This is a genomic window from Planctomonas sp. JC2975, assembly GCF_012985205.1.
In the GTDB taxonomy this organism is placed as follows: Bacteria; Actinomycetota; Actinomycetes; order Actinomycetales; family Microbacteriaceae; genus Humibacter.
Window position 1 is genome coordinate 1,526,872 of the sequence record NZ_JABEKS010000001.1, and the last position, 12,340, is coordinate 1,539,211.

10 protein-coding genes are annotated in these 12,340 nt (G+C 64.9%); 3 read left to right on the forward strand and 7 right to left on the reverse strand.

Going from position 1 to position 12,340, the window contains the following annotated elements; translation table 11 throughout:
- Positions 1 to 56 precede the first annotated feature (56 nt).
- The 3 genes from HII28_RS07060 to HII28_RS07070 form a co-directional block, all read right to left on the reverse strand.
- Complete coding sequence (locus HII28_RS07060) at positions 57 to 260, reverse strand: DUF6458 family protein (RefSeq protein WP_170024752.1); 204 nt, start codon at positions 258 to 260, stop codon at positions 57 to 59.
- 682 nt (positions 261 to 942) lie between these two features.
- Positions 943 to 2,295 carry a M20/M25/M40 family metallo-hydrolase gene (locus HII28_RS07065; protein WP_170024753.1) on the reverse strand — a complete coding sequence of 451 codons (1,353 nt, stop codon included), beginning with the start codon at positions 2,293 to 2,295 and terminating at the stop codon, positions 943 to 945.
- 33 nt (positions 2,296 to 2,328) lie between these two features.
- Positions 2,329 to 3,771, reverse strand: coding sequence for an anaerobic C4-dicarboxylate transporter family protein (locus tag HII28_RS07070; RefSeq protein ID WP_170024754.1), 1,443 nt, complete (start codon positions 3,769 to 3,771; stop codon positions 2,329 to 2,331).
- Positions 3,772 to 4,198: 427 nt separating this feature from the next.
- Between HII28_RS07070 and HII28_RS07075 the strand changes: the two genes are divergently transcribed.
- The 3 genes from HII28_RS07075 to HII28_RS07085 are packed head-to-tail and all read left to right on the forward strand — an operon-like array spanning position 4,199 to position 7,987.
- Positions 4,199 to 5,509 (forward strand): APC family permease, encoded by a 1,311-nt coding sequence (locus tag HII28_RS07075; protein WP_346769224.1) that lies wholly within the window; start codon positions 4,199 to 4,201, stop codon positions 5,507 to 5,509.
- On the forward strand, positions 5,506 to 6,909 hold the full coding sequence (locus HII28_RS07080) for an MFS transporter (protein WP_170024755.1): 1,404 nt from the start codon (positions 5,506 to 5,508) through the stop codon (positions 6,907 to 6,909). The genes HII28_RS07075 and HII28_RS07080 overlap by 4 nt, the downstream gene beginning before the upstream one ends.
- Before the next feature lie 7 nt (positions 6,910 to 6,916).
- Positions 6,917 to 7,987 (forward strand): DUF998 domain-containing protein, encoded by a 1,071-nt coding sequence (locus HII28_RS07085; RefSeq protein ID WP_170024756.1) that lies wholly within the window; start codon positions 6,917 to 6,919, stop codon positions 7,985 to 7,987.
- Between the two features lie 93 nt (positions 7,988 to 8,080).
- Here the strand turns inward: HII28_RS07085 and HII28_RS07090 are convergent, their stop codons facing one another.
- The 4 genes from HII28_RS07090 to HII28_RS07105 all read right to left on the reverse strand — a co-directional run bounded on the left by HII28_RS07090 (position 8,081) and on the right by HII28_RS07105 (position 12,171).
- Complete coding sequence (locus HII28_RS07090; RefSeq protein WP_240977265.1) at positions 8,081 to 9,169, reverse strand: ATP-binding protein; 1,089 nt, start codon at positions 9,167 to 9,169, stop codon at positions 8,081 to 8,083.
- Positions 9,170 to 9,359: 190 nt separating this feature from the next.
- The gene (locus HII28_RS07095) at positions 9,360 to 9,857 is read right to left on the reverse strand and encodes an HNH endonuclease (RefSeq protein ID WP_170024757.1); all 498 of its coding nucleotides are present in this window, start codon (positions 9,855 to 9,857) and stop codon (positions 9,360 to 9,362) included.
- Positions 9,858 to 10,217: 360 nt separating this feature from the next.
- Positions 10,218 to 11,162: a C40 family peptidase gene (locus tag HII28_RS07100; RefSeq protein ID WP_170024758.1), complete on the reverse strand. Its 945-nt coding sequence runs from the start codon at positions 11,160 to 11,162 to the stop codon at positions 10,218 to 10,220.
- 316 nt (positions 11,163 to 11,478) lie between these two features.
- A complete protein-coding gene (locus HII28_RS07105) occupies positions 11,479 to 12,171 on the reverse strand; it encodes a metal-dependent transcriptional regulator (protein ID WP_170024759.1) in 693 nt (230 codons plus the stop codon).
- Positions 12,172 to 12,340: the final 169 nt, after the last annotated feature.

Consider the following 12,340-nt stretch of genomic DNA (forward strand, 5'->3'; position numbering starts at 1 on the left):
CCAGCCCGGCGTTCAGCCGTTGACGTCGCGACGAACGTTGCCGACGCGCTGGTCGTCTACTCGTTGAAGGTCGAAGTCTTCGTGATCTTCGACCGGCGCTTGCGGACCATGAGCGCGATTCCGATGACCACCATGACCGCCCCGGCGCCCATCAGGATGTAGCCGACGAGCTGAAGGTCGATCCAGGTCGGAGTCACACGAAGCGCAAAGGCCAATATGGCGCCGATCACGATCAGGAATATCCCACCGCCCACACTCATTCTTGTCTCCTCTCTCCCATGGAGCAAGAGATATCCCCGCGAAGTTCTACCCGAATCCAGATGCGCTCGAACAATGCGCGATATTCCGAAAACCGCGCATCCATCGCCCGTTCACCGGGACTATTCTCCGTTGCTCAACGCCAATGCAGGAATTCACACACGGAAAAGTGAGCGATGCCCCTGAGCAATCACTGGTCTGTGCATGATCCGAACAATGCGCAATTGTCGGAAAGAGGCGACGGTCATCACGACTCAAGAGCGGACGCCAATGCACGCCAGCCGTATCGTGAATGCCCGGGCAAGCTCTTCGCCTTGCTACCGAACTCCCCCCGTACTTCGGGTTGTCAGTTGGTGTGCCGCTCACGCGCCGCGAACGCCAGGAGAGTTCCATCGCGTCAGCGGTGCCCCACTCATCGCTGCAGTTTCACGATGAGGAAGTACCGAGCGAAGCCTGCCCCCCAACGCGAAGTGTAGGACGAGCTGATTCTTCGGACAAGAGCAATCCTCGTCACTGCACTGGACCTGATTGCGTCACGCCGCCTCCGCTCGCCTGATCGAGAACATCGCGGGTTCGATGAAGGGGAGGGCGGGGTGCTCGTCCCAGCTGCCGCCGACTACCCCGTCCTCCCCTGGTCTCACCTCCGACCGACCTGGCATCGCCCGGGCCGCCCGTCGCGCCGGCTCACATGGTGGACGCCACATGCCGCACGAAGAGCGTCTGAGCGGCGATCATCCGCTTGATCTCCGCCGGATCGACGGACTCATCGGAAGCGTGTATGCGGGACTGCTTGGTGTCTTCCGCGCCCCAGAGCACGATCGCCGCGCCGGGGGCGGCCTTCTGCAGAGAGGCGACGAGGGGAATGGACGCTCCGCTCCCGATCGATTCCACCGGCCCGCCGTACGCCTCTCCCATCGCAGCCTTCGCCGCCTGGATGGCCGGATGGCTGGAGTCCACGCTGAACGCGTGTCCGACCTTCACCTTCTCCACCTCGACAACACAGTTCCATGGACGTTGCGCCCGCAGGTGAGCCATCAGCGCCTCCAGCTGGGCATCGCCATCCGAGCCGGGAATGACGCGCATGGAGAGCTTCGCGGTGACCGAAGGCAACAGCACGTTCGAGGCCTCAGCGGTGTTCGGCAGGTCCATGCCTAGCACGGTCACCGAAGGTTTCATCCAGATGCGGTCGGCGAGCGAACCCGTTCCCAGATAGTCGACCCCCGGCAGGATCGATGACCCCTCGCGGTAGACCGGCTCATCCATCGCGGCGCCGTCCCAACTGCCGCTGTCCACACCGTCGATGACCGTGTTCCCGTCGTCGTCGTGCAGAGTGTCCAGGATGCGGATCATGGCGGTCATCGCGTCGGGAGCTGCCCCGCCGAACATCCCGGAATGCACCGGATTGGCCAGTGTGCGCACCGTGAGCGTGCAGGCGACGTCGCCGCGCAAGGCCGTCGTCAGTCCGGCTCGGCCGACCTCCTGACCGCCGATGTCGGCGATCACCGCGGCATCGCACTCGAACAACTCGGGATTCGCCTCCACGAACGCCTCCAAGTGCGAGATCGTCTCCTCTTCGCCTTCGACGAGGATCTTGATCCGGCAGGGTCGATCGGCCCCGAGAAGCTTGAGCGTGCCGTAGTGGATGACCAGCCCTGATTTGTCGTCCGCGGCCCCGCGGCCGTAGATCCTGCCGTCGTCCTTCTTCGTCGGCACGAAGGGCTCGCTCGTCCATCCCTGGCTCTCCGGAGCGGGTTGCACGTCGTAGTGCGCATAGAGCAGAACGGTCGGCGATCCTTCCGGTCCCGGCAGATCCGCGTAGGCACAGGGATAGCCTCCTGGAACCTCGAGCAGACGCACGCCGTCGGCACCGGCGGCCTGGAAGAGCTCCACGACCGCCTCGCCCATGCGGTGCACAGGATCGGGATCGAATCCGGGGAATGCGATCGAAGGGATCCGCACGAGCCGGTCGAGCAGATCGAGGACTTCGGGAATCAATGCCTCGGCTTGCGCGGTGATGTCTTCCGTGGACTCAGTCATCGGAATCCTCCTTGGACCAGTGACTCCCCGCGCTCAAGCGGGAATGACGAGTTGGATGAGCAGGCCCGACACGACGACCGCTACCCACGAGACGAGCATCGGTATCGTGAACGAGTGCCAGATCGGCACCTGCGTGAGCTTGGTCGAGCCGGTCAAGTCGGTCTCCACGGACGCGATCTGACCGCCGTTCGCCGGGAACAGCCAGACGCCGATCAGCGACGGCCACATCGCCGTGATCACACCGGGAGCCAGACCGGCCGCGATGGCGATCGGAATGAGCGTGTTGGTCGTCGCCGACTGACTGGTGGTGAGCCCGCAGACGATGAAGAGCGCGACGGCCAAGAGCAGCGGATTCGCCTGGATGAGTTCGCCGAGCGGCTTGATGATGGTCTCTTCGTTGGCCGAGATGAACGTGTCGGCCATCCACGCGATACCGAAGAGGGCCACAGCAGCGACGAAGCCTGCGCGCAGCAGTGGCTGCTCGACCACTGCCGACGGCTTGACCCGGCGAACCAGGATGATCACCAGAGCCGCAGTGAACATCACCATCTCGATCACGATCGACATAGACAACGGCACCGGCTTGCCCTCTGCATCCGGGAATGCCGGGCGCAGCGCGGGGAACAACCCGACGATGACCACCAGCAGAGTGCCCACCATGAAGATCCACGCGGCCGTGCGTCCGCCTGGCGGCACCTCGTGCACGATCGGCGTCGGCGCATCCCGTCCCGACCGCCCTCCGCCGCGCTTCTCAGCGACGGCGACGGGTATTGCAGCCCCCGTCGCCCCATCGGTGCCGACAGCGGTGAGGGACTCCTGCAACGCGGCGGGAACCTTCACCACGCCCTCCTCGACGCGCTTCCGGAACACCGGGTCGTCCTTGAGTTCCTTGCCGACGCGCTGCTGCACGAACGATGTCACCAGGCAGGCGATGATCGCGGATGGAATCGTGATCAGCAAGACGTGCGGAAGGGTGAAGCCCTTCGCCTCGATCAGCACGAGGTAGGCCGCCATCGCCGCCGACACCGGGCTTGCCGTGATGCCGAGACCGGACGTCACTGTCGCCGCCGCGAGCGCTCGTTCAGGGCGCTGTCCGTTGCGGTACGCCGTTTCGTAGATCACGGGGATCAAGGCGATGAAGATGTTGGACGTGCCGGAGAGCACCGTGAACACGAACGCGACGAGCGGTGCCACGTACGTCAAGCGTTTCGGGTTGCGCTGGATGATCTTCGACGCGATCGATACGAGGTAGTCGATCCCGCCGGCAGCCTGCATCGCACTCGACGCCGTGATGACCGCGATGATGATGAAGAAGGCGTCGATCGGCGGTGATCCCGGTGGCAGTCGGAAGACGAACACCAAGATGAGCGTGCCCACGACGCCCCAGAGGCCCAACCCGATCCCGCCGGTGCGCACACCGAGCACGATTGCGCCGATGACAATGCACGCCTCGACGATGACTACAACGATTTCCATGACTCAAATCCCCCTTCGAGCCCAGAATCATCCGCGATTCGTTCCGTGGATATCCGTCGATCCGACGAGGTTCCCGCATTCGAGTCCGGCGTAGCCAGTGCGGCCGGTCGGAATTGCTGTTCTCTGCCCGGACGATACTGAGACGACAGGAAGAACCGGCAAATCGAGCCGACTAATGACTCGACCGCCAGTTGGAATCCTTAACGCATTACGCCATTGAATGCGTGAATTCTCGCGCTAATCTGGATCATATGCGCGACGAATTGCGTACACAAGATCGATCGGCCCCAATCCGGGGGGTGAGTGCCGATCGTGACCGTTGCAGCATTCCAGCCGATGGCCTTCGGCGACCGTCCGTTGACGAACGCATGTCAACGCTCCGCGATGGAGGCGCACACCTGGCGATCAGCGCATCGGGGAACGTGCCGTGACCGTGCAGCAGCCCGTCAAGCAGATGACCGTTCTGCAGGCGACCTACATCGGCGTCGGGTCGATGGTGGGCGCCGGCATCTTCGCGCTCCTCGGTGCGGCAGGAGCGGTCGCCGGCCCGGCCGTGTGGCTGTCGTTCCTCATCGCCGGCATCATCGCGGGTCTTCAGGGCTACTCCTTCGCCAAGTTGGGCTCGAAGTACCCGTCCGGCGGTGGCATCCTGACCTTCTTGTCCAAGGGTTTCGGAGAGGGTCATCTGGCCGGCATCGGAGCCTGGCTGTTCTTCACCGCCGGTTCCATCGTCGTCGCCATGATCGCGACGTCCTTCGGCGGCTACGCGAGCTCGGTGGTGGCGCACGGTGACCCGTTCTGGGCAAAGGTGTGCGCCGTGCTGCTGATCCTGACGATGACCTGCCTCAACGCCATCGGCGCGAAGGCGGTGGCCAGGGTCCAGTCCGTCATCGTGACCGTCGTGCTCATCATTCTCGTGGTGTTCGCCATCGTCACCATCGCGTCGTGGAACCCGACGCTCCTCGCACCCTCCGGATACCCGGGATGGCGCGACATCATCTCGAGCGTGGCACTGACGTTCTTCGCGTTCCTCGGCTTCGGCGTCATCACGTTCACAGCGAGGGACCTGCCGAATCCGAGGAAGCAGCTGCCCAAGGCGATCTACTTCGCCTTGCTCATCGCCACCGTCGTCTACGTCGCGGTGTCGCTCGGAGTGTTCGGCACGCTGACGGCGGGCGAGGTGGTCAAGTACGGCACGACCGCACTCGCTGAAGCGGCCAAGCCGACGCTCGGCAACGCGGGATTCGTGCTGATGGTGATCACGGCGCTCTTCTCGACGACGGGCGCGGTCAATGCCGGACTGTACCCGTCGATCGGCATGACCCAGCATCTGGCGTCGGTCGGCCAATTTCCGCGCTTCTTCGGTCGAACAGCCGGTCGATTTCCGGCCGGGCTGCTCGTGATGGCGGCGCTCGCCATCGTGCTCGTCGCCTTCTTCAACCTCAACGCGATCGCATCCATCGGAAGCGCCGTCGCACTGCTCGTCTTCTCCTCCGTGAGCGTCGCGCACCTGCGCATCAGGAAAGAGACCGGCGCCTCGATAATCATGCTGCTCATCGGGTTGGTCGCGACCCTCGGGACCTTCGTCATCTTCTGCACGACGACACTGGTCTCGGAGCCTGCGACAGCCTGGGCACTGATCGCGATCATCGCGCTCGCGGTGCTGATCGACTTCGGATGGAAGGCCGCCGCGCGGCACGCACCTGCTCCCGTCGACGAACAGAAGGGTCGAACATGAGCACGACCTCCAACCGCGTCGTCGTCGCAGGATGGACGCTGGTGCCGTTGGCGCTTGCACAGTTCATCTGCTCGTTCGCGGGTTCCAACATGAACGTCATGCTCAACGACATGAGCAAAGATCTGGGGACCACCGTCGCCGGCATCCAGTTGTCGATCACGCTGTTCCTGCTCACGATGGCCGCCCTGATGGTTCCGTTCGGAAAGCTGACGGACCTCCTGGGACGCAAAACCTGCTTGTTGCTCGGGCTCGGGGTGTACGGCGTCGGTGCCGTGATCAGCGCGCTGTCGCCAGGACTCGGTCTGCTGATTCTGGGGAACTCGATCCTGGAGGGCGCAGGAACCGCGCTCCTGATCCCTCCCGTCTACATTCTGGTGACCCTGTACTGGAAGGACCTGCAGGGCAGGGCCCGATCGTTCGGACTCGTCAGCGCCGCCGGCGGCATCGGCGCGGCGACAGGACCGCTCATCGGCGGTTGGATCTGCAGCGCGATCAGCTGGCGTGCGGCCTTCGTGTTCCAGGCGATCATCATCGTCGTCATCATCCTGTTCGCGGTGGCGCTGAAGGACCCGCTGCCTGCGGATCCGTCTCGTCCATACGACACCATCGGCGCCGTGCTGTCCGGAGGCGGGTTGGTGGTCTTCGTCGCAGGCATCCTCGCAATCGACACCGCGCCGATACTCGGCTTCGTGCTGCTGGTGGTGGGCGCTGCACTCATCGCGGCGTTCTTCGCCTGGATCAGACGCCTGGAACGGCACGGCCGTGAGCCGTTGCTCGCCACCTCCTTGTTCCGCAATCGCCTCTCGAATCTCGGACTGGTGACGCAGAACTTCCAGTGGCTTCTGCTGATGGGCATCTCGTTCCTGGTCTCGAGCCATCTCCAGGTGGTGCGCAACTACAACGCGATCGAGACCGGGGTGATCTTCACCGCCGCCACCCTCGGCATCCTGGTGTCATCGCTGGCGGCCGGACGCCTCGTCAAGCACATCGCTCAGCGCACCCTGATCGTCGCCGGATTCCTCATCACCGCCGTCGGCACGCTCGCACTTCTCCTCGTCGGCGCCGTACCGGGCGCGTGGCCGTTCGCGCCGGGCCTGCTCATCATCGGCCTTGGCATCGGAGTCATGCTGACGCCGAGCGTGAACATCGTGCAGTCGGCCTTCGACGAAGACCGGCAGGGCGAGATCTCGGGATTGTCACGGAGCATCTCGAATCTCGGCTCGAGTTTCGGAACCGCGATCGTGGCCACGGTTCTCGGATTCGGCATCGGGCAGCGGGCCGACGGATACGTGCTCGCCATGGTCGTGCTCGTCGTCGTGGCGATCGGCGGGTCCATCGTGTCCGGGTTCCTTCCCGGGCGTGCGAAGGTGGCGGGCACCGCCACCGTGACGAATGGCTAGGGCAGAGATGATCGCAGAAGAGCAAGATCGACCGGGCCGGATCGCTCGGCCGGCAACCGCCCTCGACGCGGAGGGCGCAGCGATCGTCGTGGCGGCCATCGCCTTCGTGATCGGCGCCCTCATTTTCCTGCCGTTCTTCTGGAGGCAGGAACTCGCGATCGCGGGGCCGTCGTCGCTCTCGCAATACACCGCCATCGTGGCGGGTGTCGTCGCCTTCGCTGCCTACATCGCTGGCCGGCTCATCCACCGGCGGTCACTGAGTCCGTTCGGCACGGCGGCACGCCCTGTCGGGCAGAAGACGTCCTGGGTCGACATCTTCGACACGATCGTGATCGCCATCGCGCACGGGATCATCGCCCTCCTCGGCTGGCTGGTGCTCGGCGCACTCCTGGCTGCCAGCTTCAAGGATGCGACGGTCTATTTCCTTTCGGCGACGGCGTTGGCTGGAGTCGCGATCGCCGTCACTGCGTACGCCGTCTTCCTCTCGGCGACCCACATGGGACTCATGCGACTGTCGACGGTGCTCGCCGGGTTCGCGATCATCGGTCTCCTCACCTCGATGCTCAGCGCACCCGACCCGCACTGGTGGAAACTGCACCTCAGCGCCCTGGGGATGTCGAACAGCATCTCGTCGCTGACCTTCAACATCACACTGATCGTGGCCGGGCTGATGATGGCCGCCATCTCCCGCTATGCCACGGATGTGCGCACCATCGACGACCCGGCGACGAAGTCTGCGGCCATGCGTCTGCGCGTCGGGCTGATCCTGATCGGCCTGTTGCTGGCGTGCGTCGGGATCTTTCCGCTCGATGTGTCGCGCATCCTGCACAACGTCTCAGCTGTGGGCATGCTGATCACCTTCACGCTTGTGGTGTTCTGGGTGCGCAAGGCCCTTCCGACCGCCCCGCGATCGTTCTTCGTCTTCGGCTACGTCTCGTTCGCCGTGATCGTGGTGATGGCCGTGTTCTACGTCGTCGGATACTACGTGCTCACGGCCACCGAACTGGTGGCCGGAGCAGTGGTCTTCGGCTGGCTCCTCGTGTACCTGCGCGTCAGCGGCGCGGCTCAGCGCGATTGAGGACCCCGGTTCGCCGGCCGACGACCGCCGCGCTGTTCGGCGTTCCGCAGAGTGACGCCTCTCCTCGAGTGCGACGAGACGGCGCCTGGACGATCACACGGACGGCTCGACGGCCAGATCGCTGCCGCCCTCTGCCGTCAGTCTCCTGCGGACACGCACGAGTTGGGCCTCCTCCGAGAACGCCCCGGCCAGGAGCACCTCGCCCTTGGCGAACGACGACGACTGCTCCAGAAGCTGCTGCGGGACGAAACCGAACACGTGCGCGAGCTCAGCAAGATCCCGTGGCGAGTTCATGCGCATCAGCCCCAGGTTGTCGCACTGCGAGAGCACGTTCGGATGGATCTTGGTCGGCCGCTGCGTGGACAGGAACAGCCACAGTCCGAACTTGCGTCCCTCCGCTGCGATCTGGATCAGCTGCTCCGTCAACTGCTCCTCGACGCTGTTCCTGGCCTCGGGCGGGCAGAAGTTGTGCGCCTCATCGAGCACGATGAGCACCGGCTTGCGATCCATGCGCCGCTCCCACAGATGCTCGAGCACGGCGAGCGCGGCCGTCTGAAGTTCGGCCGGGTGCGGGAAGCCGCTCACGTCGAGAATGGTCACGCGCGGTCGTTCGTCGATCGTCTCCAGGACCGAATCGCCCCCGAATGCCCAGAGCGGCCAGTCGAGGATCTGAAGGTTGTCGATGCGCATGCCGAGCTGACGTCGTGCCTCATCGCCGGAGCTGAACAGGGTGTCGAGGAGTGTGCCGCGCTGGTAGTGCGACAGCGAGTCGTCCAAGTGCAGGAGAGCGTTGTACTCCTCTCCGTCCCGGATCGGATCGAGCATGGCGACCGCGGCCTGCGAACGCACACTGAGGTCGACGAACCGAGCGTGAAGCTGCGGCTCCTCGGACGTGCTGGAATGGAAGACCCGCACATCGAAAGCGTCGAATCGCTCGCGCATGGCTGCCTCGGTGTCCTCACGCATATCCCGCATGTGCGCGTAGTCCGCATTCGGATCGAACACGACCATCGGCAGAGACGTCTCCAAGAGCAGCTGCTCCAGCACGACGCCGAGCGCGTAGGTCTTGCCAGACCCACTCTGGCCGCACCAGAACGTGTGCCTGTTGAAGCGGGAGGCATCGATGACCGCCGGGCGATCAGGGTCGTCGACGGCGGTTCCAACGGTCAGCGGGATCATCATGCTCCTCGGGAGGTGCGGCCGCGTCCACGCCGGCCCGGTCGTCGAACATAAAAGTGAGGTGGGGTCAGCAGGGCCCACACTACCTCGGACCCATCGCGCACCGCCGTAGGTGGACGGTGCCGAACAGTCGGAGCCACGAACGGCGCTCGAGCGGACGAGGTCGACGGCTGGGCTGCGCGCGTGCGGCGCCTCATGCGGCGGAGACCAGGTACCCCTGCCATTCGGGCAGGGCGTGCTCGACACCTCGCACCATCCAGGCCGGATCGTGCGGCATCCGCGGGATGACCGACAGCGCCCATCCCATCTCGATGGCCGTCCTGTCGCCCTTCACGTTGTTGCAGCGCAGGCAGCACGCGACGAGGTTGTCCCAGGAATCCGCTCCGCCGCGTGATTTCGGCATCACGTGATCGATCGTCGTCGCCGACTTGCCGCAATATGCGCAACGATGCCCGTCGCGACGCAGCACGCCGCGACGCGAGACCGGAACCGCCCGGCCGTGGGGCAGGTGCACGTAGCGGGTGAGCAGGATGACCGACGGTCTGTCGTAAACCGCATCCACGGCCCAGACCGGGTGATCGAGATCCACTTCGATGACCGTCGCCTTCGCGCTCATGACGAGTGCGAGGGCTCGCTTGAAGCTCACGACGGCCAGCGGCTCATATCCCGCGTTCAGCACCAGTGTGCGCATCGGTGTCCTTTCGATAGACCGGAATGGCTTTCCGGGTTCTCGTGTTCGTCCGCGTGACGTTCTCGGAGATCTCGTACGGAGATCTCCGGCATCCTCAGGCAACAAAAAAGGCGCCGTCATGAAGACGACGCCTAGTGATTCCACGCACAGTGGTGGTGGAAGCAGTAGTGGCTGTGATGCCGCATGGTTCGCATGCGGGGATCCTCCGGGTCGGTGAAGCGAACGAACGATGTCAGGGCATCAGGCTAACGCAGGATCGGCGTGTCACGCCTTTGTGGCACGCCGATCGCTGGGCTGCGGCCACCCACTGTTCACGCCGGAGTCACGTGTCGCGGGTGTGCGTTCACTCACGCTCCGGGATCAGATGCCGAACCGCACGATGTAGTAGTCGCTCGTCCAGATCGGTCTGATCGAGACGCTGCGGCCCACGTCGGGGGCATCGAGGATGTTGCCGTTGCCCGCGTAGAAGCCGTCATGAGCGCCACCAAGCATGATGACGACGTCACCGGGCTGCGCATCCTGGATCGAGATTCTCTTTCCGATGGCGCCCTGTTGTGCGGCGGAGTGCGGGAGCGAGATGCCGAACTGCGAATACACAAACATGACGTAGCCCGAGCAGTCGAATCCTGCCGGCGTATCGCCACCGTAGACGTACGGGGTTCCGATGTACTGCTGCGCCACGGAGAACACCTGCGCAAGGCTGAAGTTCGGGTACGGCGGGTTCGCGAGATAGTCGGATGCCGATGGGCCGCTGTACGCCGCCGCATACGCCTGCATCTGTGCTGCCGCAGCCGCGCGCTCCGTCGCAGCCTTCTGATCCGCGAGCTGCTGCTCGCTCGTTGCACTGAACGTGTCACCGGCGGCGGCTGGGCCATCGATGGCGCCCGAGACCCGCACGGACTGCGAGTGCGCCTTCTTCATGCTGTCGAGTGCGTTGGTGCCGAAGGACGCCTGGTTCGACGTGGCCGGATTGAACGCGTACGCGGGGATGGCGATGGTGGCGACGATGCCACCCGCGAAGAGCATCACGGCGAGGTTCACGAGCGGCCGCATGCGTCGCTTGCGCTTCGCCATGCCCGAGGTCGCCGGAACCGGCGAGGTGGACGGCGAACGCTTCTCGGCACTCGTTCCCGCTGTCGCGCCGCTGCGGCTGTAGCGGCGACCGCCGGCGTCGGCGGCCCGGCGATCGGATTCCCTCAGGCTCCGCCGCGACATCGTCGTCGTCTCGCCCAGAGAATCGATCGCCTTGCTCGTAGTACTCGGGTCGCGGTCCTCGGGTGGACCGCTCGTACCTAATGTTGCCAAGGTGTGAACCTCCGGCGCTCCGCTGGCACTAGGTAGCCACCCCGTCCGAAATCTCTTGCGAGTTCGACTTCGCAGGCTCAAGAGACGGGCTGAGGGAGCGTCTTGGGCCGGGTCCGTCGGTCGGGTTCCGGCCTGTGGACTCGTACGAGAATACGGGACCCTCACTCGTTTGTCACATCGTTTTCGGGGGGTTTCGCGCCACAGGAAAGCGAGTTCCGGCTGTGGAGGGAGAGTGGTGCGGACGCGTTATGCGCGGCATCCGTGCGGGTCGACAGGGCGGTCGCGATGGTCATGGCGAGGACCGCCATGGCGACCGTCAGGCCGTGACGAAGATGTGGCTGGCGACCTCGTTGGGCAGTTCGAGAGCGTCCGTGTAACCGTCGATCTGCATGGCGACGTACGACCCGGCACGGGAGAAGGTGCCCGTCGATCCGGGGAAGATGCCCGCCTGCCGCAGTTGCGCGAGAAGCTCCGGCTCGAACTGAACCGGCTCACCGAGGCGTCGGATGGTGGCCGTGACGGGTGCGTCGGATGCCGCTGTCGCATCGACCACGCTGCGCACGCCGTCGAGGAACACCCGGTGCAGCCCGATGCCCTCGTCTTCGATCCTCGGGATGGGCGTGCCGTACGGCGTCTCGGTCGGGTGTCCGAGGATGTCGAGGATCTTGTGCTCCACCTGCTCGCTCATGACGTGCTCCCAGCGGCACGCCTCCTCGTGCACGAACTCCCATTCGAGCCCGATCACATCGGAGAGCAGGCGCTCGGCGAGGCGGTGCTTGCGCATGACGTGCACGGCGCGACGACGGCCCTCGGGAGTCAGCTCAAGGTGGCGGTCGTCTGAGACGACGACCAGGCCGTCCCGTTCCATGCGCGCGACGGTCTGCGACACCGTGGGGCCGGAGTGCCCGAGGCGCTCCGAGATGCGAGCACGAAGCGGCACGATGTTCTCCTCTTCGAGGTCGAGAATCGTGCGCAGATACATCTCGGTGGTGTCGACGAGATCGGTCATCGCTTCCCCTCGTAGTGTTCTGCTCGCCGCCGATGGCGCGGATTCCAGCCTACCGGCGCGCGCCGACGGACATTGACCGGCGCCGCCCGGGCGGCGCCGACGGCCAGGGCTCGATCGGGTGCGTCTGCGTGAGCCGCCTCAGGCAGAGCGCACCTCGATCGCCCATAGA